This window comes from Nocardioides imazamoxiresistens, assembly GCF_032378595.1.
Classification (GTDB): domain Bacteria; phylum Actinomycetota; class Actinomycetes; order Propionibacteriales; family Nocardioidaceae; genus Nocardioides; species Nocardioides imazamoxiresistens.
The window spans coordinates 289,890-316,067 of the sequence record NZ_JAVYII010000004.1 but is presented as its reverse complement, the minus strand read 5'-3'; the positions used below and the strand labels follow the sequence as shown (position 1 = coordinate 316,067).

Sequence of the window (26,178 nt, the reverse complement as noted above, 5' to 3'; positions counted from 1 at the left end):
GCCGTGACAACCGAGGTCGGAACGACGGAATTCGACCCGCCCGGGCGGCGCCGCTACGACAACTCCCGCCGCGCGGCGCAGGCGGGCCGCACCCGCGACCGGGTGTTCCGGGCCGCCTTTGCGCTCTTCGGCGAGCACGGGTACGCCCGCACCACCCTCGGCGCGATCGCGGAGCACGCGGACGTGCCCCTCGAGACGGTGCGCAAGATCGGGTCGAAGCGCGACCTGCTGGACGGGGCCCGCCTGGTCGGCGTCTTCGACACCGACCAGCTCGACGGCATCCTCGCGGCGGACTTCATGCAGGACGTCGCCCGCGCGGCGTCGTTCCCCGAGGCCGTCGGCGTGCTCGTCGACTTCTACGCCGTCTCCAACGCCCGCGCCTCGGCGTTCTGGGAGGCGTGGCAGGGCGCCGCGCTGCAGGACCCGGCCGTCGCCGAGGCCTGGCGCGACGAGATGGCCTCGGCGCACGACGCATTCCGCACGGGCGTGCGCTACGCCCGCTCCCGCGGCTGGCTGCGCCCCGACGTCGACGACGAGGAGCTCGCCGCCACGCTCTGGGTGCTCGTCTCGACGGAGACGCACCGTCGCCTGACCCGGGACGCCGGCCTCGACGGCGAGGCGTACCGACGGTGGCTGCGGCGCGCGCTGCTCGACCAGATGGCGCCCCAGAGGCTTCGGCCCGACCATGCAGGGTGACGTCGCCCTCCCCCGTTCTGCACCGGAGGCCAGCCGCGAACACTAGGATCAGCGCATCCGTCACGCACCGATCCCGGGAGCCTCATGACCCTCCGTGACTACTTGCGGATTCTTCGGGCCTCCTGGCTCGTCGTCACGCTCGTCACCCTCGCCACCGTGGCAGCGGCGGCGGCGTACACGTACACGGCGACCCCGCAGTACCAGTCCACCGCCCAGCTCTTCGTGAGCACGCAGCAGAGCGACACGTCCGAGGCGTACACCGGCAGCCTCTACTCGGCGCAGCGCGTGACGTCCTACGCCGACCTCGTCGGCAGCCGCGAGCTCGCCTCGACCGTCATCGACGACCTCGGACTCGACGCGGAGCCCGGGGCGCTCGTGCGGTCGGTCGAGGCGGCCGTCGTGCCCGACACCGTGAACCTCGAGATCACCGTCACCGACGCCGACCCCAACGAGGCGCAGCGGATCGCCCAGGGATACGCCGAGGCCATGGTGAACCTCGTCCGCGAGCTCGAGACGCCGACCGGCCAGACGACGGCGCCGATCAAGGTGACCATCGTCGACCCCGCCGACTTCAACGATGCTCCCGTCGCCCCGCAGCCGACGAGGAACCTTGTGCTGGCATTCGTCCTTGGACTTCTCCTCGGCGTGGGCGTGGCTGTTCTGCGCGACCTGCTCGACACGACGGTCAAGTCCACCGACGACATCGCCGACGCCACCGACGCTCCGCTGCTTGGCGCGATCGGCTATGACCCCTCGGTGAAGTCCTCGCCGCTGATCACCTCTCTCGAACCGCACGCGCCGCGCGTCGAGGCGTTCCGCGTGATGCGGACGAACCTGCAGTTCGTCGACGTGGACAAGTCTTCCAAGGTCATCGTCGGCACCTCGGCGCTGCCCGCCGAGGGCAAGACCACGACGACCGTGAACCTGGCGCTGGCGCTGGCGCAGGGTGGGGAGCGGGTGCTGCTGATGGAGTGCGACCTCCGCCGACCTCGGGCCGCTCGCTCGCTCGACCTCGACTCCAGCATCGGCGTCACGACCGTCCTGGTCGGCAAGGCGTCGTTCGACGACGCGGTGCAGCACGTCGCCGGCCTCGACGTCCTGGCTAGCGGCGCCGTGCCCCCCAATCCGGCCGAGCTCATCCAGTCGGGCGCGATGAAGGACCTCATCGCCGAGGCGCGACAGCGCTACGACGTGGTGCTCATCGACGCTCCCCCGCTGCTGCCGGTCACCGATGCCGCCCTGCTGGCCGCCCAGGCCGACGGCGCCATCGTCATCGTGCGGCACGGCAAGACCAGCCGCGACCAGCTCGCCGGTGCGGTGCACCGCCTGCAGCAGGTCGACGCGGCTCCGCTCGGAGTCGTCTTCAACATGACGCCGAAGACCACCGGTGGGTATGGCTACGGATATGGCTACGGGTATGGCTACGGCTACAGCCCGGACGGGTCGACGCCGTCGTCGGCGCGGGGCAAGGCCGAGGCCAAGGCGGCACGCCAGGCCGAGAAGGCGGCGGCCAGGAGCGGCGGGCGCGGGAAGCGCGCGAAGGACTGAGCCGACGACGAAGGGCGCGGCCCTGGGGACCCCGGCGCCGCGCCCTTCGTGTCCCTGCCGGTGCTGCGGCGCCGCCGGGTCAGCAGGCGCTGCGCGCCGTGCTCGACGCCGTGCCCGGCTCGACGCCCGCAGTGCTGTCGACGGCGACGTCGCCGGTCTGGCCCTCGCCGGTGGTGACGGTCCACTTCAGGTCGTAGGTCTGGCCCGGCTCGAGGAGCGTCACGGCGGTCAGCACCGGGCGACCGTCGAGGTCGATGATCGGCGAGGTCAGCAGCGGCTCGTCGTTGTAGGTCATGTTGTCGAACTCGCCACCGACGGGACCGACGATGTTGATGGTCACGAGCTGGCCACCTGGTTCGACGCCAAAGTTGCCGCCGCCGGTGATGTAGGTCGGCAGCGACGCCGCGTCTGCGGGGGCGTCCGACAGCAGGTATGCCCGCCCTGAGAGCCGCTGCACCCCGTCGGAGGTGCAGCTGTTCGCGGTGACGTGCACCTCGTGGCGCAGGAAGTAGGACATCTTCGCGCCGGTGGTGTCGTTGAGGTAGACGCCGAGCTGGGGGTCGGCGCCGCCCGGGTCGTCCTTCAGCTCGCCCGCGATCCGTGTGCCGGTGAGCACGGCCTGCTCGGACTCGTCGAAGGAGTGCACCTTGAGCCGGCCCTCGTTCGTGCCTCGCGACAGCGCGGTGATGACCTGGCGGGCATCGCCGCCGCCGCTCGCGACCCGGTCGAAGATCGTGCTGGCCGCCGCCTGGAAGTAGGCGTCCTGGTCGGCCGGGTCCTCGTAGCGCAGGTAGACCTGGTGGAGCAGCTCGTCGACCGCGTTCTCCTCGGTCAGGGTCGGATCGCCCTCGACCTCCACCGGACCGATGGCGCCGAGGACGTACGACAGCGTCACGGGGTCGACCGCGATGACGCCGTCCACCGACTCGTACTCCTGCTCCCAGCGCGCCTGCCACAGCTCGGCGGAGCGCGGGAAGTCGGGCGTGAAGTTGGCGTCGAGGAAGAACGTGCCGAGCTGCTCGTCCCAGATGTCGTCCTCCGCCTCGGTCAGCGGCAGGACCGGCTCGTCGAGCTCGCCGAACGAGTTGCCTGGCACCTGACGGCTCAGGTCGATGGCCCCGTCGTTCGTCGTCACCAGCGCGGCGAGACCCGGCAGGCCGCCGCCGGCGCGCACCTCGGCGTTGTTCTGGAAGACCAGGAGATAGTTGCGGGGCCCGTCGGCGCCGAGCATCGTGGGCATCACCTGCACGGCCCGGTCGGCGGAGTCGAGAAGGCGCGCGGCGCGGTCGACCTCGGTCGCGACCTCGCGGTACTTGTCACCCAGCACTCCCACGAAGCCGCCGGGATCGTGCTCGTCGAGGTCGCTCGAGGCGGTGGCGAACGCGTCACGGCCGGTGGCGACCGGCTCCTGCAGACCGGCGACGACGTCGAGGTCGACCCGCCCGTCGACCGGCCGCAGGCTGTTGAGCTGCCGCGACGTCTCCACGAGCGGCTCGATGCCCGAGGTAGCGAGGTCGTCGAGCACGGCGCTCACCGTGCGGACGCCGTCGAGGTCGTCGCCCAGCACGGGCGTCCAGGTCAGCACTGACCACAGCGGCCCGTCGGTGCGGTCGGCCGCGGCGCCCGCGTTGGCGCGCAGGGAGTCCAGGGCCCGCTCGGCCGCGGCGTCGTCGCCCGACTCGACCGCCTGCTGCAGCGAGCGGGCGTCGTCGGCGGCCGAGGCCAGGTCGGTGCTGGTGCGCATCACCTGCCACAGGGCGTACGCCGCGAAGGCCACCAGCAGGATCGCGACGAGGAGCACCGGCAGCTTCCAGCCGCGAAGAGCACGCATGGACCGAACTTTATCGGCCCGTCACTTCAGGCGGGGACGTACGTGCAGACCCACCTCGGGATCGACCACGACCTCCTGGGCGGCGGGCACACCGTCGGCGTCCAGCTGCGCGTCGACAGGCACGTTGCGCTTGACCAGCGCCAGCGCGATCGGGCCCAGCTCGTGGTGGCGCGCCGAGGTGCCGACGAAACCGACGACCTTGTCGCCCAGCTTCAGCTCACCGCCGCGGGCGGGCAGCTGGTTGAGCGACCCGTCGAGGTGCAGGAGCGTCAGGCGCCGCGGCGGACGGCCCAGCGTGTGCACGCGCGCGACGGTCTCCTGGCCGCGGTAGCACCCCTTGTCGAGGTGCACCGCCGGGCCAATCCACCCGGCCTCGTTCGGGATCGTGCGGTGGTCGGTGTCGAGGCCGAGACGCGGCTCGCCCCGCTCGATCCGGAGCGCCTCGAATGCCCACAGCCCGGCCGCGGGGCCGGCGGCCTGGGCGTACGCCTCCAGCTTCTCGCGGGGCACGAGCTCGTAGGCCGCGTACATCCCCACCTCGCCCGACGCGGACGGCGTCGCGGAGGCAGGGCGCCAGGTCACGGCGTACCGGTCCGTGACGTCCTCGACCTCGACGGCCGACCAGAACCGCATCTTCGAGAGGAAGTCCACGAGGGCGGCGCCGGCGCCGGGCTCGGTGTGGGCGAGGAACGCCTCGCCGTCGTCGTAGCCGTAGAACGCGTGCTCCACGTGGCCCTGCGGGCTGAGCACGAGCACGCCGGTCCACTCGTTCGGGCCCAGCTCCGTGAGGTGCTGGGTGGTCAGGGAGTGCAGCCAGGTCAGGCGGTCGTCGCCCGAGACGCGCAGCACGTCACGGTGCGAGAGGTCCACGAAGCCCTCACCGGCGACGAGCGCGCGCTGCTCGGCGTTGAAGGAGCCGTAGTGCGCGGCGACCGGGGCGTCGAGCCCCTCGCCGGCGACGGCGCCGGGAAGGGAGAGCAGGGGGCTGGTCATGCAGGTCCTCCGGATGTCGGGGTCTCGCGTGTCTGCGTCTGTCATGTCTGGGTCGGGCAGGTCACGCACGTCCCGAAGACCGCGAGGTGACCCGTGTCGGCCTCGAAGCCGTGCCGCTCCCGCAGGAGCGTCACGAACGCCGAGACCTCGTCGGCATCAACGGAGGTGACCCGCCCACACTTCCGGCACACGGTGTGGAAGTGCTCGTGACCGTCCACGGCGTGGTACGTCGGGGCGCGGTCGCTCAGGTGCGCGTGCCGCACCAGGCCGAGCCCCTCGAGCACCTCGAGGGTGCGGTAGACGGTGGAGAGGTTGACCGCGCTCGAGGACCGGCGCACCTCGGCCAACACCTCGTCGGCGGTCGCGTGGCGCAGCGTGGTCACCGCGCCGAGGATCAGCTCGCGCTGCGGAGTGAGGCGGTAGCCCTGGGCCCGCAGGCGCTCGCGCCAGTCCGTTCCCGCGCCGTCCTCGCTCACGCCGGCCTCATGCCCGCTGCAGGCGGGCCCAGGTGTGCGACTGCAGCTCGTGGCCCTCGGCGGCCATGTCGTAGGCGTACAGCAGCTCGCCCTCGACGTTGCCGTAGAGGCGCTTGCCGCCGGTGACCTCCTGGGCCCCCTCGACGCGGCCGATCGCGTCGGTGACGATCTCGACCTTGCCGTCGGCGGCGTTGCCCGCCCAGATCTCGACGATGCCGGTGTTGTGGGCGAGCAGCAGCTCGACCTCGCCGGGCTCGCCGTCGGTCTTCGCGCGCAGGAACCCCGTCTCGATCGCGCCCTCGCGCACCTTCTCGCCCTGCTCGTCGACGACCCACGAGCGGGCCATGTAGTGGAAGAACGGGCGGCCGTCGTGGGTGAAGATCAGCTCCTGGCCGAACTGGAACGGCTCGATCGACGGGTAGTTCCCGTGACCGTTGCCGCGCCACGTGCCGAGCATCCAGGCGATCGGGCCGCAGGCCGGGTGGAGGTTGTCGGGCAGCTCGAAGGGCATCAGCGGGCCGCCGGACCGAGCAGACGGACGACGGCGCGGAGCGCCACGAGCGCGAGGGCGACAGGGGCACCGACGAGGGCGGCCACGAGCACGGCTTCCATGGTCGGCGAGTCTAACGCTCGCTCTCCCACACCCCGCCGAGCACGAGGCGCCCCGCCTCCGCGATCGGGGCGAGGTTCGCCGAGAAGCCGACCTCGAGGTCGCCGATCGTCGTCGTGGGGCTCGCGTTGCGCACGCGCTCGGTCTGCTCGACCGGGGCGGCCGCGACCTCGTCGGCGAAGTCGCCGACGCCAGTGGCGTCGACCTGCAGCTGGTCGGCCAGGTCCTCCAGCTGGCCGACGAGATCGTCGGGCGGGACGGTGGGGCCGCGGACGCCGAGCGAGACCTCGCCGTCGCGCTCCCCCGAGAACCGCTGGAAGGTGAGCACCTCCGTGGGCACCCGCAGCTCGCGCCCCTCGGGCAGCAGCAGCACGACATCGCGGGGCTCGTCGGTCTCGAAGATCGCCGCCGTGCTGCCGTCCTCAATACCGGCGGCCTCAGGGCTCGGCGCCGCGGTGAGGTCCCACGTCTCGACGCCGTCGACCTCGGAGCGCAACGACGACGTCGGCGCGGCCTCGTCCGGGCCGTCGACGCGCACGCAGCCCGCCAGCGCCAGGAGCACCAGTGCCGGGAGCACGCGGGCCAGGAGCGGCCGGGCGGAACCGGTCATGAGTGGGACGCTAGCGGTGAGCGGCCCGGAAATGCGACGACGCCCCCGGCCGGAGCCGGGGGCGTCGCGTCAGACGTGGGGCTGGATCAGCGGGGCGAGATCCAGATCCAGTACGAGGTCTGGGTGTTGCGGTAGGTCGAGTCGCTCGGCTGGAACGCCACCGTGATCTGGTGCGAGCCCGGCTGCGAGAACAGGTTCGTCCACACGTTGCGACCGAAGCCGTTGTACCAGTACGACACGGTCGTCGTGGTGGTCGTGCCGTTCTTGCGGGTGGTCACGTAGACACGGCCGGTGATGCGCTCGCCGTCGCGACCGCCGTACCACACCGCGAGGCGCTTGGGCTTGGCCACGCCGCCGTAGCGGTACGGGTACGCAGCGGAGACGGCGGCGTAGGTGCCGATCGTGCCCGGGTACTGGGCGGACGACGGACCAGCCGGCGCGGCAGTGGCAACAGAAGCCCCCGTCGCAGCCAGACCGACCGTCATGAGCACCGCGCTGAGCGCGGCGACGAGAAGCTTCTTCATGAGAACCCCTGACGATGTCTGCTGCCGCGAGCGAACCCCTCACCCGCGTGTTGACGAGAACTCTAGGGGAGATTTCAGCCGCGACGCGCCGGTGGACGGTAAATCACGCGATGCCGCTGAAGGTTCATACAACGGAAACAATGAGGTCGGGGTGAAATCCCGCGCCGTTGCGCCGGATTTCCTGCGCAGCAACCCGAAAGGGTGAGATGCGTCCCTGGTCTGGACCACCGTCCACCCGTCTCACGCCGCGACACTACGGCGCGCGCGATTGCGTCATTTCCCCGCTCGCGCCACCGGATCCCTATCCTGGCGTGCGGCCCACCCGCCCCCGACGCAGAGCGAGACCGACCCGTGCCCGAGACCGACGCCGCCCCGGCGACCACCGCCAGGGGCGGGAAGCGGCGGGCACCCGCGACCGCGGCGAAGGGTCCGCGGCTCGACATCCAGGGCCTGCGCGCCGTCGCCGTGCTCCTGGTCGTCGCCGAGCACCTCACCGGCTGGCCCCACGGCGGCTTCATCGGCGTCGACGTCTTCTTCGTGATCTCCGGCTTCCTCATCACCGGGCTGCTGCTGCGCGAGCACGAGCGCACCGGCCACATCTCGTTCGCGAACTTCTACCGGCGGCGCGCCCGCCGGATCCTGCCCGCCGCGACCCTCGTGCTGGCGGTGACCTCGGTCGCCGCCTGGCTGGTCTACGTCGAGACGCGGGCCAAGGGCGTGTGGACCGACGCGCTCTGGTCGTTCTTCTTCGTCGGGAACTACCGCTTCGCCTCCAACGACACCGACTACTTCGCGGCCACCACCGGCGCCTCGCCGCTGCAACACTACTGGTCGCTGTCGGTCGAGGAGCAGTTCTACTTCGTGTGGCCCTGGCTGATGCTGCTGCTCCTCGCGGTGCTCGCCAAGGCCGGGCGCGGCCACCACTCGCGGCTGGCCGTCGGCGTCACGATGGCCGCCATCGTGGTCGCGTCGTTCCTCTTCGGCCTCTACGAGACCACCGAGCGGCCGACGTGGGCGTACTTCTCCACCCTCGCCCGCGTCTGGGAGCTCGGCCTCGGCGCCCTGCTCGCCATCTGCGCGCCGCTGCTGCTCTCGATGGGCCGCCGCGTCGGCTCCGCGGTGTCGTGGCTGGGCCTCGGCCTCATCGTCGTCGGCGCCCTCACGATCACCGCCGACCAGGGCTTCCCCGCGCCCGCCGCGCTGCTCCCGGTGCTGGGCAGCGCGCTCGTGATCGCGGGCGGCACGGCCGGCCCCGCGCCGTACCTCTGGCCGCTGACCAACCGCGCCATGACCTACGTCGGCGACATCTCGTTCTCGCTCTACCTGTGGCACTTCCCGGTCATCGTGCTGCTCGCCGCGCTGCTGCCGCCGGGCACGACGACCTACTACGTGTGCGCGCTCGTGGTGATGGCGCTGGCCTCGTCGGCCGCCTACCACGCCTTCGAGAAGCCGATCCACCACTCGCGCTGGCTCGAGGGGCGCGCGGGACGCGAGCGGCGCGCAGCGGCCGGGGCTTCGGGTACGCCGTCGCGCGGCCTCCTGCGGCACGTCGCCGTGGCCACCGCCGCGGCGCTCGCCTGCACCGCCGTCACGGCCGCGGCGATCGCCCGGATCCCCGAGCCGACCGTGCCAGGCCAGGCCTTCCTCGAGGAGGTCATCGCCGGGCCCACCGACGGCACGGAGGCCGGCGCGTGGCGCGTCCAGCTCGCCGAGGCGCTGCTCGAGCCGGACTGGCCCGAGCTCAGCCCGTCGGTCGACGACCTCGACCGCAGCGAGCTCGTCGACCCCTGGATCGAGGACGGCTGCCTCGCCTTCGAGGAGGGCGCGCAGGACGACCCCATGGCCAACGCCGCCGACTGCGTCTACGGCAACCCCGAGGGCGAGCGGACCCTCGTGCTCTACGGCGACTCGATCGGCATCTCGTGGCTGCCGGCGATCGAGGAGTCCGTGGGCGACGACTGGCGCATCGAGGTGTACGCCGCGCGCCAGTGCATCCCCGGCGACCTGACCATCACCAACACCGACGGCAGCCCCTACCCGGAGTGCTCGGAGTTCCGCGAGGACGCCCTGGCGCAGATCGCCGAGGAGCAGCCCGACGTGCTCGTCGTCTCCGGCCAGGGTGACGCCCGCCAGGTGCCCGACGTGCCGGACGAGCGGACCGCGACGCTCGAGCTCGGCCAGAGCCTGCTCCGCGTCGCGCCGACCTACGCCGAGATGTCGGAGCACGTGGTCTACCTGCCGCCCCCGCCGACCGCCCGCGCGCTCGTGGACTGCCGCACCCCCACCTCGACGCCGGCGAGCTGCGTCCAGGAGATCGGGCTCAACCCGACGCCCTGGTACCGCTCCATGCAGCAGGCCGCCCAGCAGAACGGCGCCACGTTCGTCGACGTGCTGCCGTGGTTCTGCATCCCGGAGGTCGGCTGCCCGTCGTTCGTGGACGGTACGCCCGTGCGCGCCGACGTCGCCCACCTCACCGACGCGATGTCGCGCAAGATGGGGCCCGTCGTCGGCGAGGCGCTCGCGCCGGCGATCGACGCGGCCGCGGCCGAGTCGTGATGGGTCGCTGAACCGCCGGCCCTTCGGCGGCAGTCGCGGACTCGGGTTCGCCGGTCGTCTCGTTCGGCTCAGGCCGTTATCGCGGCTGCGTGCTTCGCGAGGCGATCGCGGCGGCGGATGGCCAACGACCACCACTGGAGCGCCACCACCAACGGGTTGAGCACCACGGCGCTGATGACCATCACGGTGTGAAAGCCCACACCGGCCACCTGGAGAGCGACGACCCCGGCCGCGAAGGCGACGACGACGACGCTGAACGCGACCAGGCTCCAGAAGTAGACCCGCTCGAAGGTGCGCACCTCGGCAACCTAGCGGCAGCGCGTCGCGTACGCGCAACGGATGCCCTGGACAGATCGGACAACCTGTCCGTTCTGTGCGAGCCCGCAACGCACCCGCACGGACCGCTCGCGCGCCGCCTGTCAGCACGAAGGTCGGAGAACCGGGCCGAAGAGCCCTGGAAAGGCGTGCTGGGCGCCGATTTTCCGACTTTCGTGCGAGACGGCGGGCCCACCCGTGCCGTTGGTGCCAGCTCTGCGAGAGCTCAGGCGGCGGTGACCAGCTGCGCGTACACGGCGCCGGAGCGCCCGTCGACCACCTCGACGTGCACGCCGCTGCGGTGGAGCGGGGCGGCGAGGCGGGTGACGCCGGGGCGCACGTCGACCTGGAGGTAGCCGCCCTCCCCCGTCGCGACGTCGACGCCCAGCACGAGCAGGGGCAGGGCATCGGCCGCGGTGACGACGAGGTCGAGGCCGTCGAGGGTCGCGGTGACGGGCGCCGCGGGAGCGACGGGCTGGTAGGGGTCGGGCGAGGTCGTACGCATGGGCACCGCCACGGGAGGTTCGGGCCGGACAAGCAGGTGCCAGGGACGACGCGCTGGCTTCACGTCTCGCCCGTCCCCCGACGGGCCCTTCCACGGTAGGTCCCCCGACCCTCACGTCGCGGGAGATTCAGGTCCTTCACAGCAAAATCGTGGGGCGGCCCATCTCCCGGGTACGACGAAGGGGCCGCCACCTCGCGGTGACGGCCCCTCCTCGGTCTGCTGCGACCAGCGACTCAGATCGCGATCTCGACCTCGGCGACGACGCCGGTGCGGGCCACGACCGAGCGGTCCACGGTGTCGGCCTTCGGCGCGAGCGTGCGCAGCGTCCACTCGCCGTCACCGGCGAAGAAGCGGAAGTGACCCGTCGCGGACGTCGGGACCTCGGCGGTGAACTCGCCCGTGCGGTCGAGCAGGCGGACGTACGCGTTGCCCACCGGCTCACCGGCGCGCAGGACCTGGCCCTGGATCACGGCCTCCTTCGCGACGTTGACGCCGTCGAGCGACAGGCCACCCTCGGTAGCGCCGCACATGTCAGGCCTCGCCCGGCTCGTCGCCCAGGGCGACGGGGACGCCGACGAGGGAGCCGTACTCGGTCCACGAGCCGTCGTAGTTCTTCACGTTCTGGTGGCCCAGCAGCTCCTTGAGCACGAACCACGTCAGCGAGGAGCGCTCGCCGATGCGGCACAGGGCGATGGTGTCCTTGGAGTCGTCGATGCCGGCGTCGGCGTAGAGGGCCTTGAGGTCCTCCTCCGACTTGAAGGTGCCGTCGTCGTTGACGTTCTTGCTCCACGGCACGTTGATCGACGTCGGCACGTGGCCGGCGCGCTGCGCCTGCTCCTGCGGGAGGTGGGCGGGGGCGAGGAGGCGACCCGCGTACTCGTCGGGGCTGCGCACGTCGACCAGGTTCTGCACGCCGATCGCGGCGACCGCGTCGTCACGGAAGGCGCGGATCGAGTGGTCCTGCTCCTGCGCGGAGTACGACGTCGTGGCGCGGCTGGGCACCTCGTTCGTCAGCTCGCGCGACTCGAGCTCCCACTTCTTGCGGCCGCCGTCGACGAGCTTGACGTCGTTGTGGCCGTAGAGCGTGAAGTACCAGTACGCGTACGCCGCGAACCAGTTGTTGTTGCCGCCGTAGAGCACCACGGTGTCGTCGTTCGAGATGCCCTTGGACGACAGGAGCTCCTCGAACTGCTGCTTGTTCACGAAGTCGCGGCGGACCTGGTCCTGCAGCTCCGTCGTCCAGTCGAGCTTGACGGCGTTGCGGATGTGGCCCTTGTCGTAGGCGGTGGTGTCCTCGTCGACCTCGACGATGACGATCCCGTCGGTGTCGAGGTTCTCCTCGACCCACTCGGTGCTGACGAGTGCGGACTCGCGGCTCATGTGTGTGCCTTTCGGTTGCGTGCTGAACGTCGGTGGTCAGGGGATGGAGCTGGTGTCTCGGGGCTGGTGGTCTCAGGCGCGGGCCGGCCGGGTGGTGGCCCGCTTGATCAGGAGGTACGCCTCGCAGCCGAGGCAGAACGCGAACACCGCGTTCAGCAGGGCCGCCACCAGGGCGAACCCGACCGCGACCTGGGCGGCGAGCGTGGCGCCGAGCGCCAGCGCGACCAGGCCGACGAGCGCGAAGCCGAGGCCGACCGCCTGCGCGAAGCGCGGCGGCGCCGCGTCCTCCAGCTCGGCGGGTGGCGCGAGCCGCGGGCGCACCAGGGTGCGGAAGACCCAGGCGTACGGCGTGAACTGCGGGCCCCAGGCCGCCCCCGTCGCGAACACCGCCGTCTGCGCGGCCAGCAGCACGAGGGCGCCGGTCGAGTCGCCGAGCAGCAGCACCAGCGCGAGGACGACGGAGGTCAGCGCGGCGGAGAGCTGCGGACCCCGCGGGTCGATGCGGACCCGGTCGTGGAGCTCGGTGGACATGGCATGCCTGACGTCGGTGGTGGGTGGGAGCACGTGACGCGGCCGGTCGGGCGTTCGACCTCAGGGCAGGCGCGCAGGCCTGCGGGCGGCGTCGGTCAGGGGCGTCGACACAGCGCGGAGCGCACGCGGCAGTGGTCGACTGCGCGTCGCTTCGTCAGCAGGGTCGTGAACACGGAGTCCAATGTAGGGGGCGGGTCCGGCCGCCCCGAACTGCTCGTCCGGATGCTGGGACGCGTGTTCGGATGATGGACGTCAGGCGGCGGACGGGGAGTCGACGTCCGCGGAGACCACGGCGCTGCGCACGGTGAAACCGATGCCCTCGCGGCCGCCGACGCGGACGTACGAGCCCTCCCGCAGCTCGGCCGCGCCCTGCACGGCCACGCCGTCGACGATCGTGCCGTTGGTGCTGCCCAGGTCGCCGATCCACCACGAGCCCCGCGCGGCGTACATCACCGCGTGCCGCCGCGAGACCTTCGCCAGCCGGAACATCACGCGGCAGCCGTCCGCGCGGCCGACCAGGGAGCCCGAGGCGACGCGCACGTAGCCGCCGCCCGGCAGCATCACCGCGACCTCGTCGACGCCCCGGATGACGGCGCCGCGGCCGCGCACCGCCGGGCGTACCGCACCCGGCGGGGGCAGGACCGCGAGCGGCACGGTGCGCTCGGCCGGCGTGGCGACCGGGGCTGCGGGGGTCGGGGCTGCGGGGATCGGGGCGGCCAGGACGAGGGTGCGCTCGGTGGGCGGCAGGGGGACCGCGCGGACCGCGGTGCCGGTGGGCGTGGGCGTGGGTGCGGCGGCCAGGGGCGTGCGTACGCCCTCCCGCTCGCGGCGGCTGCCCCACAGGTAGGCCAGCGCGGCGCCGACACCGGCCCCGACCAGCGACATCACCGCGACCACCACGACAGCCCAGCCCATGACCACTCCCTCCTCGACGCACGCCGTCCCCGACGTGGTGCTCTGCCCAGTGAGCCACGGCGTACACGTCGCTGTCACCGCCTTCAGGCGATTCTTTGCTGCAAGAAGCGCGCGACCCGCGTCGGGGGACGCGCTACCAAAGTCAGGCGACCTGGGCAGGTCGATCTCCTAGACTCGGGCGCGCTGTCCGGTGCTGCAGGGTCCGGGAGCACGACCGACGACCTTGGAGCGACGTGGTGGCGATGGACCGCAGCGACGACATGCTGCGCATGCGGGAGGTGCTCGCGCTGACGGCGCCCGGCACCGCCCTGCGCGACGGGCTGGAGCGGATCCTCCGCGGCCGCACCGGCGCCCTGATCGTGCTCGGCCTCGACGCGGTCGTGGACTCGATCTCGACCGGCGGGTTCGACCTCGACGTGGAGTTCAGCGCGACCGGCATGCGCGAGCTGGCCAAGATGGACGGCGCGATCATCGTCGACACCGGCCTGACGAAGATCCACCGCGCCGCCGTGCACCTGATGCCGGACCACACCATCCCGTCGTCGGAGACCGGCACGCGCCACCGCACCGCCGACCGCGTCGCCCGCCAGACCGGCTTCCCCGTGATCTCGGTGTCGCAGTCGATGCAGATCATCGCGGCGTACGTCGGCGAGACCCGCCACGTCCTCGAGGGCTCCGGGCAGATCCTGTCCCGGGCCAACCAGGCGATCGCCACCCTCGAGCGCTACAAGCTGCGCCTCGACGAGGTCGCCACCACGCTCTCCGCGCTCGAGATCGAGGACCTCGTGACCGTGCGCGACGTCGCCGTCGTCGCCCAGCGCCTCGAGATGGTCAGCCGGATCGCGCGCGAGATCGAGGACTACGTGCTCGAGCTCGGCACCGACGGGCGCCTGCTGTCGCTGCAGCTGGAGGAGCTCGTCACCGGCGTCGACACCGAGCGCGAGCTCGTCGTCCGTGACTACCTGCCCTCCGGGCGCCGCGCCCCCTCCCCCGAGAAGCTGCTCGAGCGGCTCGAGGGCCTCTCCGCCACCGAGCTCGTCGACCCCGCCTCCGTCGCCCGCGCCCTCGGGCTCGGCACGAGCGAGCACCTCGACGGCGCCGTCGCCCCCCGCGGCTACCGCCTCCTGGCCAAGGTCCCCCGTCTCCCCGCCGCCGTCGTCGACCGCCTCATCGAGCACTTCGGCACGCTGCAGAAGCTCCTCTCCGCCGGCGTCGACGACCTCCAGGCCGTCGAGGGCGTCGGCGAGCTCCGCGCCCGCAACGTCCGCGAGGGCCTGTCCCGCCTCGCCGAGTCGAGCATCCTCGAGCGGTACGTCTGAGGGCTCTGGATTACCCGGTTCACCGGGTAACGCTCGACCTAGACCCTGTTTGAACGGGGCCGAGGTCGAGCGTTCCGGCACACAGCGTCAGGTCAGCACGGGCGGGCCGGCCTTCATCCGGCGCCGACCGCGTTCGAGCGCGGCCTTGAGCAGCTCGGCCGTCCTCGCGGGTCGCATCAGGTCCGCCCAGGTCAGTCGGACGCACTCCCACCCGGTGTAGGCCGCGATCAGGTTCTGACGGTTCTTCTCCGCGATCAGGACGTCCTCGAGGGTCTGGCCTTCGCGGCGGAAGTCGGTGTACTTCGCCCGCCCGTCGACCTCGACCCACACGCCCAGCTCGGGGAACGCGCGATCGACCCGCCCGAGGAACTGTCCCTCGTGGCGGATCTCGTACTGCGGTTGGCCTCCGTGCACGCCGTGGCGGTAGCAGAGGTTGTCCAGGAGCGTCTCGGCCACGGACTCCATCCGACGGTCGGCGCGCAGCAGCAGCAGGTCGGATGCCAGCGTGCCGGGCCAGTGCCGGGTCACCTCGGCGTGGGCGGCCAGCTCGTCGATGGTGACCAGCCCGCGATGGAGGAAGTCGTTGGCCACGCACAACGCTGTGTCGACGTTGCTGATCGACAGCACCTCCAGCACGGCTCGCGCCGCGACCGTGTGCGAGAGCCCGTCGGTGACGGTCACGTCGACGGGGTCGAGCTGTACCCGGTGCCGCCGCACGCCGGCCTCGAACCGGCCCGCCTTGCCCTTGTCCCGCGAGACGTGGACGTCGTCCATCACCAGGTTGTAGGTCGAGCCGCCGAGCAGCACGACGCTCGTCGTGTGCGAGCACACCGACGCGGCCCGTGACCGCGCGGCCACCGCCTTGGCCCGCAGGACGTGCATCCGCCGGTCGTCGAGGCCGCTCCAGACGTCCTGGGTCACGAAGGCTCCCGGGCGTACCCGACGCCACTGACCGGTGCGGGTGAACCGCTGGATGGTGGACTCGTCGTAGCCCGCTGCGAGCGCCTCCTTGCGCAAGAACACGGTGCGGCGTGCGACGACGAGGGCGAGGTCCGGGAGCAGCTCGTTCATGCCGGCAGCGTCGTTGCTGCGAGGGCCGCCGGGGCGTGCGCGACGACTCGCTGGGGACGACCACGTCGACGGAGCCTGCTGGGGACGAGAAGTGGCTCGGCCGACCAGCGCCCGGACTGTGTGCCGGAACGCTCGACCTAGACCCTGTTCAGACAGGGTCTAGGTCGAGCGTTACCCGGTGAACCGGGTAATCCAGAGGAGGCGGGAGCCCCTCACCACCCGGCGTACTGCCCGGTGAGGGAGACGGAGCCGGGGCGGTCGTCGCCGGTGGCGGCGCGGACCTCGCCGGCGACCCACGCCTGCACGCCCGACTCCTCGAGGGCGAGGAGGGCGGCGTCGACCGACGACGGGTCGGTCAGGGCGACCATGCCGACGCCGCAGTTGAGCGTCGCCTCGAGGTCGGGCTGCGAGACGGCGCCGGCGTCGCGGACGAGCGAGAAGACGGGCAGCGGGGTCCAGGTGGAGCGGTCGATCGTGACCGTGAGCTCCTCGGGCACGACGCGCTCGAGGTTCGCGGCCAGGCCGCCGCCGGTGACGTGCGCCATCGCGTGGGTGGCGGTCTCGCGGGCCAGGCGCAGCGACGGCTTCGTGTAGATCTTGGTCGGCGTCAGCAGCTCCTCGCCCAGCGTGCGGCCGAGCTCGTCGACGTGGCGGTCCAGCGACCAGCCGGCGCCGGCCTCGGAGAGCAGCACGTGGCGCACGAGGGAGTACCCGTTCGCGTGCACGCCGCTGGAGGCCATCGCGATCACCACGTCGCCGGGGCGCACACGACCGGGGCCGAGCATCTGCTCGCCCTCGACGACGCCGGTGGTCGCGCCCGCGACGTCGTACTCGTCCGGACCCAGGAGCCCCGGGTGCTCGGCGATCTCGCCGCCGACCAGCGAGCAGCCGGCCTCGACGCACGCCTCCGCGATGCCCTTGACGATCGCCGCGATCCGCTCCGGCACGACGCGCCCGGTCGCGATGTAGTCGGTCATGAACAGCGGCTCCGCGCCGCAGACCACGAGGTCGTCGACGACCATGCCGACGAGGTCGAACCCGATCGTGTCGTGCTTGTCCATCGCCTGCGCGATCGCGACCTTGGTGCCCACGCCGTCGGTCGAGGTCGCCAGCACCGGCCGGTCGTACGCCTTCAGCGCCGACGCGTCGAACAGCCCCGCGAAGCCGCCCAGCCCGCCGATCACCTCGGGGCGGCGCGACTTCTCGACCCACCCCTTCATCAGGTCGATCGCCCGGTCGGCGGCGTCGATGTCGACGCCGGCGGCGGCGTAGGCGTTCTGCGGGGTCTGGGTCACGTGGTCTCCTGCTCGGGGTGGGGCCGGGGGGGTACGCGCGGGGGCTACGGCCGCCGCAGGGCGTCGCTCGCCCCGCTGCCCGACAGCGAGGCGGCCAGGCCGTCGACGTCGGTGGTCGTGCTGACCGGCACCGACTGCGACGACTCGAGGACGTCCTTGCCGAGCAGCACCGGGTCGGGCAGCTCGATCGGGTAGACGCCGTCGAAGCAGGCGCGGCACAGGTTCGGCTTCGGCACGTCGGTGGCGTCGACCAGGTCGTCGAGGTCGATGTAGCCCAGCGAGTCGGCGTCGATCGAGCGGCAGATCTCGTCGACCGAGAGCCCGTTGCCGATCAGCTCGGCGCGGGTCGCGAAGTCGATGCCGTAGAAGCAGGGCCACTTCACCGGCGGCGAGGAGATCCGCACGTGCACCTCGCGGGCCCCGGCCTCGCGCAGCATCCGCACGAGCGCACGCTGGGTGTTGCCGCGCACGATCGAGTCGTCGACGACCACGAGCCGCTTGCCCTCGATGACGTCGCGCAGCGGGTTGAGCTTCAGCCGGATGCCCAGCTGGCGGATCGTCTGCGAGGGCTGGATGAAGGTGCGCCCGACGTAGGAGTTCTTGACCAGACCGGTGCCGTACGGGATGCCGGAGGCCTCCGCGTACCCGATCGCCGCCGGGGTGCCCGACTCGGGCACCGGGATGACCAGGTCGGCGTCGACGGGGAACGTCTTCGCCAGGCGCCGGCCGATCTCGACGCGCACGCTGTGCATCCGCTTGCCGGTCATCACCGTGTCGGGGCGCGCGAGGTAGACGAACTCGAAGAGGCAGTGCTTCGGCGCGGCCTCCGCGAAGGTCTGGCTGCGCAGGCCGTCGGCGTCGATCGCGACCATCTCGCCCGGCTCGATCTCGCGGATGAAGGAGGCGCCGACGATGTCGAGGGCCGCGGTCTCCGAGGCGACGACCCAGCCGCGTTCGAGCCGGCCCAGCACGAGGGGGCGGATGCCCTGGGGGTCGCGGGCGGCGTACAGCGTGTCCTCGGTCATCCACACGAAGCTGAACGCGCCCTTGACCAGCGGCAGCAGCTCCTTGGCGCGCTCCTCGACGGTGGTGTCGGGGTGGTCGGCCAGCAGGGCGGTGACGACGCTGGTGTCGTTGGTCGAGACCGGCTCCACGCGCGTGACCTTGAGGTCGAGCTCGCCGTCGAGGACGCTGCGGTCGCGCACCATCGCGGCCAGCTCGGCGGTGTTGATGAGGTTGCCGTTGTGGGCCAGCGCGATCGAGCCGTGCGGCGTCGGGTGGAACGTCGGTTGCGCGTTGTGCCAGGTGCTCGCGCCGGTCGTGGAGTAGCGCGAGTGGCCGATCGCGACGTGGCCCTGCAGGGCGTCGAGCGTCGACTCGTCGAAGACCTGGGAGACGAGCCCCATGTCCTTGTAGACGAGGATCTGCCGACCGTTGCTGACCGCGATGCCCGCGGACTCCTGGCCGCGGTGCTGCAGCGCGTACAGCCCGTAGTAGGTCAGCTTCGCGACGTCCTCGCCTGGCGCCCAGACGCCGAAGACGCCACAGGCGTCCTGCGGGCCCTGGTCCTGCGGGTCGAGTGCGGCGGTCAGCCGACCGTCGCCCTTGCGCGTGCTGCGGGTGGTGGCCACGCGCAGCATCGTACGACCGCCGGGCGCCCCACGACGACGCCGCGTCACCGGCGGACGGGTCACATCCGGCTCTCGCCCTCCACGATCGCCTCGCGGATGCGCGTGTAGGTGCCGCAGCGGCAGATGTTGCGGATGCCGTCGAGGTCGGCGTCGGTGATCGTGCGGCCCTCGCGCCGCACCTTCCGCACCAGCGCCACGGCCGCCATGATCTGGCCGGGCTGGCAGTAGCCGCACTGCGCGACGTCGCGCTCCAGCCACGCCTCCTGCATCGGGTGCAGCTCGCCGTCGGCCGCGCCGACCGTGGCCGGCAGACCCTCGATCGTGGTGACCTCGTCGTCGGGGCCGAGGTCGCCGACCCGCACCGCGCACGGGTTGAACGCCCGGCCGTTGACGTGCGAGGTGCAGGCCTTGCAGACGTTGATGCCGCAGCCGTACTTGGGGCCCACGACCCCGAGCAGGTCGCGCAGCACCCACAGCACGCGCACGTCGTCCTCGACGTCCACGGTGACGTCCTCGCCGTTGAGCCGGAAGGTCTGAGCGGGCACGAGGGGCCCCTTTCGTTCGGGGTGGGTTCAGTAGGTGAGGCGCAGCCCGTTGGTCGGCGAGGGCGGCACCGGCGGCACGAACGACTTCGGCTCGAAGGCCAGCGGCTCGAGGTGGTTGATCGGGAAGTGGGTGGGCGTGGTGCCGGTCGCCCGGGCGTATGCGCACGCCACGGCCGCGAAGGTCGCCGCGACGCCCGCCTCCCCCGCACCGCCCGGCTGGGGGCTGTCGGAGGGCATCACGTGCACCTCCACCTCGGGCGGGGTGTTCCACTGCCGCGTGTAGAAGTAGTTGTCCCAGCTGGCCTCGAGGAAGTGGCCGTCGCGCAGGTGCAGGCTGGAGGTCAGCGCCAGCGCGATGCCGTCGTTGATGCCGCCCTGCATCTGGGCCTCGAGCCCGCGGGGGTTGATCACCAGCCCGGCGTCCACGGCGAAGACCACCTTGGTGACCCGGGGGCCGGTGACCGCGTCGCGCACCTCCCTGCCCACCGTCTCCGGGCGGCAGTCGAGCTCGACGAGGCAGGCGGTCGCGCCCTTGTACTCCTTGTGGATCGCGATGCCCTGCGCCGTGCCCGGCTCCATCTCGCGGCCCCAGCCACCCTCGGTGGCGACCTTGTCGAGCACCGCGGCCGTGCGCGCGTTGCGCAGGTGGGAGCGGCGGAACTCGTACGGGTCCTTGGCCACCGCCGCGGCGATCTGGTCGACCACCAGCTCGGAGGCCGCGCGCACGTCGGGCGAGTAGATGTTGCGCATGCTGCCGGTGTTGAACCGCTGGTCGACCTCGGTCAGCACCTGCACCACGGCGCCGAAGTTGTAGGGCACCTCCTGGGTGAGCAGGAAGACCGTCTCGCTGAAGCCCAGGTTGCCCAGGCCGGTCGGCAGGTCCGCGGCGAACGCGGTGAGCGCGTCGCCGAGGCCGTGGCGGAAGTCGGTCTCCACGCTGGTGATCGACTGCTGGAACGCGACGACCTCGTCGCCCGCGAGGACGGTGCGGATCCGGGAGGTGCACATGGGGTGGGTACGCCCGGCGCGCGCGTCGTCGGCGCGGTGCCACATGAGCTTGACCGGCACCCCCATCGCCTTGCTGACCCGCGCCGCCTCGAGCGCCCCGTCGAAGAAGAGCCGCCGGCCGAACGACCCGCCGCCCTGCACGACGTTGACGGTCACGGCGCTGACCGGCAGGCCCACCGCCTCGGCGATCGCGGCCTGGGCGACCACGGGGGACTTCAGCGCCGACCACACCTCGGCGCGGTCCTCGCGCACGTCGGCGACCGCGGAGTTCGTGTCCATCGGGGAGTTGCTGCGGAAGTAGAACGTGACGTCGTGGTTGATGGTGCGCACCAGCAGCGGCAGGCTCGGCAGCGCGGGCAGCGGCAGCTGGGAGGCCTTCAGCCCGCGCAGCACCGACGCGTCGTCCTCGCCCGCGACCGGGCCGTCCTCCCACTGCGCCTCCACGGCCCGCACCGCGTCGATGCACTGGCCGAAGGTGCGGGCCCGCACGGCGACACCGAGGTCGAGCTCGGCGACGTGGCTGACGCCCGGCATCTGCTCGATCGCGGCCCGGTTGGCCAGCGTGCGCAGTGTGCCGTTCAGCGTGGGGGCGCGGCAGATCATCGTCGGCCACGCGTCCTCCACCTGCAGGTCGGTGGCGAACTCCTTCTGCCCGGTCACCGCGGCGCGGGCGTCGACCCGGTTCTGCGGCGTGCCGACGACCCGGCCGGCGGGACGGTCGGGCAGCTGCACCTCCACGGCACGATCCCGGGACGACGCGGCGGACGCGGCCAGCTCGGCGTACGCGACCTGGCGCCCGTCGGGCGCCTCGACCAGTCCGCCGACCTTCGTGGTCAGCTGGTCGACCGAGTCGCCGAGCAGCGTCGCGGCGGCCTCGAGCAGCGCCCCGCGGGCGATCGCGGCGGCCACGCGCACGGGCGTGTAGGTCGAGATGGTGGTGTTCGAGCCGCCCGTCAGCTGGTTGAACAGCAGCTCGGGACGCGCCGGGGCGAGCGAGACGCGCACCTTGTCCAGCGGCAGGTCGAGCTCCTCGGCGATGATCATCGCGGTCGAGGTGGTGATCCCCTGGCCGACCTCGGCGCGCGGCAGCTCGAAGGACGCGCCGCCGTCGTCGTCGATGGTGATGTAGATGAGCTGGCTCGTCGCGAGCCCGGCGTGGGTGAGGAAGTCGTTGAGGTCGTAGATCTCCGCCGGCTGCGGCAGGGTCGGCAGCGCCTCGGCGCGCGGGGCGTCGACGAACGGCGCGGCCGCGACGAGCGTCGCGCCGCCGATCACGAAGCCGAGGAAGCCGCGGCGGCTCACTGCCGTCGCGGGCTCGGCGTCCATGCCGTGCCGGTCCGTCCCGAGACCGGCAGCGCCGGTCGGACCTGTGGTCGTCACGTTTCCTCCGAGAGCATCGTCCGACGCGAGCGCCGGGGCGTCACTCCCTCCCTGCTCCTACGGTCGCACCCGCGACCGGCCCGCCCAACGCACCGACGCCCATCATGTGACGCGCATCACTGGGCAGTCTGCACAGCGGCCTCGGAGCGGACGGTCAGCTGCGCAGCCCGAGGCGGTACGCCGCCAGCGCCAGCGCCAGCTCGACCGCCGGCACGCCCGCGCCCACGCGACCGCCGCTGACCTGCTGCACCCGACGCAGGCGGTTGAGCACCGTGTTGCGGTGGCAGGGCAGCGCCGACGCCGTCGCGGTGGTCGAACCGCCCACCGCGACCCACGCCTCGAGCGTCTCGACCAGCGCCCGTCGCTCCTCGACGGGGAGGTCGAGCACCGGCCCCAGCCAGTGCTCGACCAGCCGGGCCGCGACCGCGGGCGCGGCCAGCAGCAGCGCGTCGGGCAGGGCGTCGTCGTAGGTCAGGCACGCCAGCCCCCGGCTCGCCGCGACCCGCTGCGCGTCGACCGCCTGGCGGAACGCCTCCTCGACCCGGGCCAGGCCCGGCACGACGCCGGACACCCCGGTGGCTCCCGCCGTGAGCACGCGCAGGGCCGGCGCCAGCACCGGGACCGGTCCGTGGGTCTCCACCACCCCGACCAGCCCGACCGCCCGCCGCACCCAGCTCGAGCCGTGACCGGCCGAGCGCAGGTTGACCTCGGCGCTCGCCGCGGCCTCGCCGCTCGTCGCCGCGTCGGCGACCACCACGACGCACGGGCCCGTGCCGATGTCGAGCACCCGCCCCGCCTCCGCGGCGAACCCGGGGTCCGCGCCGCGGCCCGCGAGCAGGTCCTCCCACAGCGCGGTGCGCCGCTGCTCGTGCACCCGGACCGCCGAGACCTCGGCGTGGTGGTAGGCCGCGGCCACCGCCGCCGAGGTGCGGTCGACCACCGCCCACAGCGCCGTGCCGAGCTCGCGGGCCTCACGGGCGTCCAGGGCGTCGCCGGCCTGGTCGAGCAGGTCGTCCCAGATCAGCCGGCCACCCATCCGGAACGAGCGCAGCACGTCGTCGAGCGGCAGGCCCTGCTCCGCACGCCGCCGCCCGGTGGCCTCGGCGGCGTCGTACCGGTCCTGGTCGTCGCCCCCGGCCTCCGCCGCCTCCCCGGCCGCCTCCCCCACGGGCGCGGCGAGCTCGAGCGCCAGCAGCTCCAGCACCCGGGCGACGTTGTCGACGCAGGAGGTGCGCAGGTCGTCGTCCGCGACGGCCGGCACGTGGGCGTACCCGGCGTTCTCGGCCCGGATGGTCGCCACCAGCCGGTCGGCCAGCGGTTGCACCCGGGTGGCGTGGTGCCGCTCGAGGAAGGCGGCGGTGGTGCTCCGCACGCGGCGCCCTCCCTCGTCCCGGCCCGTCGCCCCGCGCCCGGCCGTCAGGCCCGGCTCTCGGCCAGGCGGGTCAGGAGCAGCGTCTCCGCGAGCAGCACGCGCTCGAACTCCGCGAGGTGCAGGCCCTCGTTGGCGCCGTGGGCGCGGGTGTCGGGGTCCTCGACGCCGGTGACGAGCACGGAGGCCTGCGGGTACGCCTCGAGGAACTCGGCGATGAACGGGATCGAGCCGCCCACGCCCATGTCGACGGGGCGTACGCCGTCCCAGGCGTCCGCGAACGCGTCGCGGGCGACGTCGTAGGCCGGCCCGGTCGCGTCGATCTGCGTGGCCTCGCCGGTGTCGACCAGCGTGACGGTGACCTGCGCGCCCCAGGGCGCGTGCTCCTCGAGGTGGGCGCGGAGCGCGGCGAGGGCGCTCTCGGCGGTGTCGCCCGGCGCGATCCGCATCGAGATCTTCGCCCGGGCGGCCGGCACGAGGGTGTTCGAGGCCCCGTCGACCTTCGGGGCGTCGAGGCCGGTGATGGACAGCGACGGCTTCGTCCACAGCCGCTCGACGGCGGAGCCGGTGCCGATGAACCCGACGCCGGGCGCGACGCCGGACTCGGCGCGCAGCCGCTCCTCGGGGTAGTCCACGTCGGCGGCCGGGCCCGCGTGCAGCCCGGCGACCGCGACGTCGCCGACGTCGTCGTGCAGCGAGGCGATCAGCCGCGACAGCGCGATCAGGGAGTCGGGCACGAGGCCGCCCCACATGCCGGAGTGCACGGCGTGGGTGAGCGTGCGGACCTCGACGTCGACGCGGACCAGCCCGCGCAGCGAGGTGGTCAGCGCGGGGACGCCGACGTCCCAGTTCGCGGAGTCGGCGATGACGATCACGTCGGCGCGCAGCTCCTCGCGATGGGCGGCCAGCAGCGCCGGGAGGGTCTCGGAGCCGACCTCCTCCTCGCCCTCGACGAAGACGGTGACGCCGACCGCGAGGTCGGCGCCGAGCGCGCGCAGGGCACCGAGATGGGCCACCACCCCGGCCTTGTCGTCGGCGGCGCCGCGGCCGTAGAGCCGCTCGCCCCGCTCGGTCGGCTCGAACGGCGCGGAGTCCCAGTCGCCGTGGTCGCCCTCGGGCTGCACGTCGTGGTGGGCGTAGAGCAGCACCGTCGGCGCGCCCTCGGGCGCCTCGCGCCGGGCGATCACGGCGGGGGCGCCACCGTCGGCGGACACGATCCGGGTCTCCAGGCCCTCGGCCTCCAGCAGGGCCGCGACGGCCTCGGCGCTGCGGCGCACCTCCCCCGCCCGCTCGGGGTCGGCGCTCACCGACTCGATGCGGACCAGGTCCTCGAGGTCACGGCGTACGCCCGGCAGCGCGGCCGCCACGCGGGCACGGAGGGTGTCGACGGAGAGATCAGCCATGGCCCGACCCTACGTAGTGGCCGCCGCCCGGGCGTACCGCTCACCCACCCGACGCACCCGCTCGACCAGCTCGGGCGGCGACTCGACGACGAAGTCGGCGTCGATCTCGCCCAGCAGCCACAGCGGACCGTCGAGCCAGTCGGCGCTGGTGGTCAGCCGGCAGCGCGGGCCACCGGTCGTCGGGTCGGGCTCGACGGGGTCGACGCGGCCCCAGGTCATCACGTGCCGCGCGACGGTCGTGGCGTCGGCGTGCACCAGCACCCGCACGTCGTACGCCCGCGGCGCGCTCTCGGTGGACCGGCGCACGAAGGCGAGCGCGTCGAGCCCGTCGGGAAGGCTGCGCGGCGCGAACCGCACCCGGCTCGGGTCGGCGTCGCTGATCCGGTCGACGCGGAAGGTGCGCCAGTCGCGGCGGTCGAGGTCCCAGGCCACGAGGTACCACCGCTGCCCGATCGTGACCAGCGAGTGCGGCTCGACGTGGCGGCGCGGCAGGGGCGCGCCCTCGACGGTGCTGCGGCGTGCGGCGTAGGCGAACCGCAGCCGCTCGTCGTCGCGGCAGCACTGCGCCAGGCGGGTCAGCACGGTCGCGTCGAGCGCCGGACCGCGGCGCGGCGCCTGGGTGGTCTGGGTGGCGATCGCGTCCATCCGGCGGCGCAGCTTCGGCGGCATCACCGGGACGACCTTGGTCAGGGCCCGCAGCGCACTCTCCTCGAGCCCGGCGACCGCCCCGCTCGCCGCCGCCCGCAGCGCCAGCGCGATCGCCACCGCCTCGTCGTCCTCGACCAGCAGCGGCGGCAGCGCCGCACCGGCCTGCAGCTGGTAGCCGCCCGCGTGCCCCCGCATCGCCTCGACCGGGTAGCCGAGCTCGCGCAGCCGCTCCACGTCGCGGCGCAGCGTGCGGTCGGAGACCTCGAGCCGCTCGGAGAGCTCCATCCCGGTCCAGAAGCGGTGGGTCTGGAGCAGCGAGAGCAGCCGGAGCATGCGAGCGCTGGTGCTGGCCATGGACCGAGCCTAGGACGTCAAGCGGTCAGGTGCTGTCCGCTGAGCGCACGTGCATCCGCTCGCCCTGCGGCCCGAACAGCCCGAGGAACTCGGTCGGCTCGTCGGTGCGGTTGGCCACGACGTGCGGCACGCGCGTGTCGAACTCGACGACCTCGCCCGGACCGAGGTCCAGCTCACGGCTGCCGAGGCGCAGGTAGAGGCGACCGGAGAGGACGTAGATCCACTCGTACCCCTCGTGCACCTGGGGTTGGTAGGGCGGCCGCGGGTCGTGCGGCGGCACGACCACCTTGAACGACTGGACGCCGCCGGGGCGCCGGGTGAGGGGGACGAAGGTGCGACCGTGGCGACGGATCGGCTTCATCCGCACCCGCGGGTCGCCGGTCTCGGGGGCGTCCACGAGCTCGTCGAGCGCGACCTGGTGCGCGCGGGCCAGCGGCAGCAGCAGCTCGAGGGTGGGGCGTCGCTGCCCCGACTCCAGCCGCGACAGCGTGCTGACCGAGATCCCCGTCGTCGCGGCCAGCTCGGCGAGGGTCGAGCCGCCCGCCAGCCGCAGCGCGCGCAGCCGCGGACCGATGCCCTCCAGCACCTCGCCGACGTCGTCCACGCGGTCGAGTTTGCCATCTCGGCAACAGAACTTGCCAGTGCTGACCGAGGGCCGCACGCTG

General features: G+C 72.9%; 26 protein-coding genes. 5 read left to right on the top strand and 21 right to left on the bottom strand.

All coding sequences use genetic code 11. The annotated features are described in order from the left end of the window. The first annotated feature begins 3 nt into the window (after positions 1-3). Together RDV89_RS10740 and RDV89_RS10735 are read left to right on the top strand one after the other, a co-directional pair. Complete coding sequence (locus RDV89_RS10740; protein ID WP_315733039.1) at positions 4-696, top strand: TetR/AcrR family transcriptional regulator; 693 nt, start codon at positions 4-6, stop codon at positions 694-696. An 84-nt stretch (positions 697-780) separates the two neighbouring features. Beyond that, positions 781-2,244, top strand: coding sequence for a tyrosine-protein kinase domain-containing protein (locus tag RDV89_RS10735; RefSeq protein WP_315733038.1), 1,464 nt, complete (start codon positions 781-783; stop codon positions 2,242-2,244). A 79-nt stretch (positions 2,245-2,323) separates the two neighbouring features. On the opposite strand, the gene RDV89_RS10730 is transcribed toward RDV89_RS10735, so the two are convergent. The 6 genes from RDV89_RS10730 to RDV89_RS10705 all read right to left on the bottom strand — a co-directional run bounded on the left by RDV89_RS10730 (position 2,324) and on the right by RDV89_RS10705 (position 7,288). Beyond that, positions 2,324-4,075, bottom strand: a complete 1,752-nt coding sequence (locus tag RDV89_RS10730) for a DUF4012 domain-containing protein (RefSeq protein ID WP_315733037.1) — start codon at positions 4,073-4,075, stop codon at positions 2,324-2,326. Between the two features lie 21 nt (positions 4,076-4,096). Next, positions 4,097-5,068, bottom strand: coding sequence for a CAF17-like 4Fe-4S cluster assembly/insertion protein YgfZ (ygfZ, locus tag RDV89_RS10725; protein ID WP_315733036.1), 972 nt, complete (start codon positions 5,066-5,068; stop codon positions 4,097-4,099). Between the two features lie 41 nt (positions 5,069-5,109). Next, positions 5,110-5,544 carry a Fur family transcriptional regulator gene (locus RDV89_RS10720; protein WP_315733035.1) on the bottom strand — a complete coding sequence of 145 codons (435 nt, stop codon included), beginning with the start codon at positions 5,542-5,544 and terminating at the stop codon, positions 5,110-5,112. A gap of 7 nt (positions 5,545-5,551) precedes the next feature. Beyond that, entirely contained in the window at positions 5,552-6,055 is a 504-nt protein-coding gene (locus RDV89_RS10715; protein WP_315733034.1) for a heme-binding beta-barrel domain-containing protein, read from the bottom strand. Between the two features lie 112 nt (positions 6,056-6,167). Next, a complete protein-coding gene (locus RDV89_RS10710; RefSeq protein ID WP_315733033.1) occupies positions 6,168-6,764 on the bottom strand; it encodes a hypothetical protein in 597 nt (198 codons plus the stop codon). Between the two features lie 86 nt (positions 6,765-6,850). Beyond that, entirely contained in the window at positions 6,851-7,288 is a 438-nt protein-coding gene (locus tag RDV89_RS10705; RefSeq protein WP_315733032.1) for a hypothetical protein, read from the bottom strand. Here RDV89_RS10705 and RDV89_RS10700 point away from each other — a divergent pair. Together RDV89_RS10700 and RDV89_RS10695 are read left to right on the top strand one after the other, a co-directional pair. Then, positions 7,287-7,493 (top strand): hypothetical protein, encoded by a 207-nt coding sequence (locus RDV89_RS10700; RefSeq protein ID WP_315733031.1) that lies wholly within the window; start codon positions 7,287-7,289, stop codon positions 7,491-7,493. The two genes, RDV89_RS10705 and RDV89_RS10700, sit on opposite strands and share 2 nt — an antisense overlap. Positions 7,494-7,639: 146 nt before the next feature. Beyond that, positions 7,640-9,844, top strand: coding sequence for an acyltransferase family protein (locus RDV89_RS10695; protein WP_315733030.1), 2,205 nt, complete (start codon positions 7,640-7,642; stop codon positions 9,842-9,844). A gap of 68 nt (positions 9,845-9,912) precedes the next feature. Here the strand turns inward: RDV89_RS10695 and RDV89_RS10690 are convergent, their stop codons facing one another. From RDV89_RS10690 to RDV89_RS10665, 6 genes are all read right to left on the bottom strand, one after another. Next, positions 9,913-10,143 carry a hypothetical protein gene (locus RDV89_RS10690; RefSeq protein WP_315733029.1) on the bottom strand — a complete coding sequence of 77 codons (231 nt, stop codon included), beginning with the start codon at positions 10,141-10,143 and terminating at the stop codon, positions 9,913-9,915. A 242-nt stretch (positions 10,144-10,385) separates the two neighbouring features. After that, the gene (locus RDV89_RS10685; RefSeq protein ID WP_315733028.1) at positions 10,386-10,664 is read right to left on the bottom strand and encodes a hypothetical protein; all 279 of its coding nucleotides are present in this window, start codon (positions 10,662-10,664) and stop codon (positions 10,386-10,388) included. A 233-nt stretch (positions 10,665-10,897) separates the two neighbouring features. After that, positions 10,898-11,194, bottom strand: coding sequence for a DUF1416 domain-containing protein (locus RDV89_RS10680; RefSeq protein ID WP_315733027.1), 297 nt, complete (start codon positions 11,192-11,194; stop codon positions 10,898-10,900). Position 11,195: 1 nt separating this feature from the next. After that, on the bottom strand, positions 11,196-12,044 hold the full coding sequence (locus RDV89_RS10675) for a sulfurtransferase (RefSeq protein WP_315733026.1): 849 nt from the start codon (positions 12,042-12,044) through the stop codon (positions 11,196-11,198). A gap of 72 nt (positions 12,045-12,116) precedes the next feature. Then, positions 12,117-12,575 carry a DUF4395 domain-containing protein gene (locus tag RDV89_RS10670; RefSeq protein WP_315733025.1) on the bottom strand — a complete coding sequence of 153 codons (459 nt, stop codon included), beginning with the start codon at positions 12,573-12,575 and terminating at the stop codon, positions 12,117-12,119. A 252-nt stretch (positions 12,576-12,827) separates the two neighbouring features. After that, positions 12,828-13,490 (bottom strand): FHA domain-containing protein, encoded by a 663-nt coding sequence (locus RDV89_RS10665; RefSeq protein WP_315733024.1) that lies wholly within the window; start codon positions 13,488-13,490, stop codon positions 12,828-12,830. 242 nt (positions 13,491-13,732) lie between these two features. Between RDV89_RS10665 and disA the strand changes: the two genes are divergently transcribed. Next, positions 13,733-14,809, top strand: a complete 1,077-nt coding sequence (gene disA, locus RDV89_RS10660) for a DNA integrity scanning diadenylate cyclase DisA (RefSeq protein WP_315733023.1) — start codon at positions 13,733-13,735, stop codon at positions 14,807-14,809. An 87-nt stretch (positions 14,810-14,896) separates the two neighbouring features. Here the strand turns inward: disA and RDV89_RS10655 are convergent, their stop codons facing one another. The 9 genes from RDV89_RS10655 to RDV89_RS10615 form a co-directional block, all read right to left on the bottom strand. Continuing rightward, the gene (locus RDV89_RS10655) at positions 14,897-15,880 is read right to left on the bottom strand and encodes a hypothetical protein (RefSeq protein ID WP_315733022.1); all 984 of its coding nucleotides are present in this window, start codon (positions 15,878-15,880) and stop codon (positions 14,897-14,899) included. 212 nt (positions 15,881-16,092) lie between these two features. Further along, the gene (purM, locus tag RDV89_RS10650; protein WP_315733021.1) at positions 16,093-17,175 is read right to left on the bottom strand and encodes a phosphoribosylformylglycinamidine cyclo-ligase; all 1,083 of its coding nucleotides are present in this window, start codon (positions 17,173-17,175) and stop codon (positions 16,093-16,095) included. Between the two features lie 44 nt (positions 17,176-17,219). Further along, the gene (gene purF / locus RDV89_RS10645) at positions 17,220-18,806 is read right to left on the bottom strand and encodes an amidophosphoribosyltransferase (RefSeq protein WP_438823269.1); all 1,587 of its coding nucleotides are present in this window, start codon (positions 18,804-18,806) and stop codon (positions 17,220-17,222) included. Between the two features lie 59 nt (positions 18,807-18,865). Continuing rightward, positions 18,866-19,351, bottom strand: coding sequence for a (2Fe-2S)-binding protein (locus RDV89_RS10640; RefSeq protein WP_315733019.1), 486 nt, complete (start codon positions 19,349-19,351; stop codon positions 18,866-18,868). A gap of 27 nt (positions 19,352-19,378) precedes the next feature. Next, positions 19,379-21,739, bottom strand: a complete 2,361-nt coding sequence (locus RDV89_RS10635; protein ID WP_315733018.1) for a molybdopterin cofactor-binding domain-containing protein — start codon at positions 21,737-21,739, stop codon at positions 19,379-19,381. Positions 21,740-21,893: 154 nt separating this feature from the next. Next, positions 21,894-23,111: a PucR family transcriptional regulator gene (locus tag RDV89_RS10630; RefSeq protein WP_315733017.1), complete on the bottom strand. Its 1,218-nt coding sequence runs from the start codon at positions 23,109-23,111 to the stop codon at positions 21,894-21,896. Positions 23,112-23,155: 44 nt separating this feature from the next. Next, a complete protein-coding gene (locus RDV89_RS10625; protein WP_315733016.1) occupies positions 23,156-24,511 on the bottom strand; it encodes a dipeptidase in 1,356 nt (451 codons plus the stop codon). Positions 24,512-24,520: 9 nt separating this feature from the next. Next, positions 24,521-25,513, bottom strand: coding sequence for a helix-turn-helix transcriptional regulator (locus tag RDV89_RS10620; RefSeq protein ID WP_315733015.1), 993 nt, complete (start codon positions 25,511-25,513; stop codon positions 24,521-24,523). A gap of 25 nt (positions 25,514-25,538) precedes the next feature. After that, positions 25,539-26,117, bottom strand: a complete 579-nt coding sequence (locus RDV89_RS10615; protein WP_315733014.1) for a helix-turn-helix domain-containing protein — start codon at positions 26,115-26,117, stop codon at positions 25,539-25,541. Positions 26,118-26,178 lie beyond the last annotated feature (61 nt).

What these genes read in the sequence shown, in the direction of transcription:
- RDV89_RS10735 (WP_315733038.1), top strand. Translation starts at nt 781, where the DNA reads ATGACCCTCCGTGACTACTTGCGGATTCTTCGGGCCTCCTGGCTCGTC.
- RDV89_RS10675 (WP_315733026.1), bottom strand. Translation starts at nt 12,044, where the DNA reads ATGAGCCGCGAGTCCGCACTCGTCAGCACCGAGTGGGTCGAGGAGAAC.
- RDV89_RS10700 (WP_315733031.1), top strand. Translation starts at nt 7,287, where the DNA reads ATGAGAACCCCTGACGATGTCTGCTGCCGCGAGCGAACCCCTCACCCG.
- RDV89_RS10665 (WP_315733024.1), bottom strand. Translation starts at nt 13,490, where the DNA reads ATGGGCTGGGCTGTCGTGGTGGTCGCGGTGATGTCGCTGGTCGGGGCC.
- RDV89_RS10670 (WP_315733025.1), bottom strand. Translation starts at nt 12,575, where the DNA reads ATGTCCACCGAGCTCCACGACCGGGTCCGCATCGACCCGCGGGGTCCG.
- RDV89_RS10655 (WP_315733022.1), bottom strand. Translation starts at nt 15,880, where the DNA reads ATGAACGAGCTGCTCCCGGACCTCGCCCTCGTCGTCGCACGCCGCACC.
- ygfZ (WP_315733036.1), bottom strand. Translation starts at nt 5,068, where the DNA reads ATGACCAGCCCCCTGCTCTCCCTTCCCGGCGCCGTCGCCGGCGAGGGG.
- RDV89_RS10625 (WP_315733016.1), bottom strand. Translation starts at nt 24,511, where the DNA reads ATGGCTGATCTCTCCGTCGACACCCTCCGTGCCCGCGTGGCGGCCGCG.
- RDV89_RS10705 (WP_315733032.1), bottom strand. Translation starts at nt 7,288, where the DNA reads ATGAAGAAGCTTCTCGTCGCCGCGCTCAGCGCGGTGCTCATGACGGTC.
- RDV89_RS10715 (WP_315733034.1), bottom strand. Translation starts at nt 6,055, where the DNA reads ATGCCCTTCGAGCTGCCCGACAACCTCCACCCGGCCTGCGGCCCGATC.
- RDV89_RS10620 (WP_315733015.1), bottom strand. Translation starts at nt 25,513, where the DNA reads ATGGCCAGCACCAGCGCTCGCATGCTCCGGCTGCTCTCGCTGCTCCAG.
- disA (WP_315733023.1), top strand. Translation starts at nt 13,733, where the DNA reads ATGGACCGCAGCGACGACATGCTGCGCATGCGGGAGGTGCTCGCGCTG.
- RDV89_RS10730 (WP_315733037.1), bottom strand. Translation starts at nt 4,075, where the DNA reads ATGCGTGCTCTTCGCGGCTGGAAGCTGCCGGTGCTCCTCGTCGCGATC.
- RDV89_RS10685 (WP_315733028.1), bottom strand. Translation starts at nt 10,664, where the DNA reads ATGCGTACGACCTCGCCCGACCCCTACCAGCCCGTCGCTCCCGCGGCG.
- RDV89_RS10680 (WP_315733027.1), bottom strand. Translation starts at nt 11,194, where the DNA reads ATGTGCGGCGCTACCGAGGGTGGCCTGTCGCTCGACGGCGTCAACGTC.
- RDV89_RS10710 (WP_315733033.1), bottom strand. Translation starts at nt 6,764, where the DNA reads ATGACCGGTTCCGCCCGGCCGCTCCTGGCCCGCGTGCTCCCGGCACTG.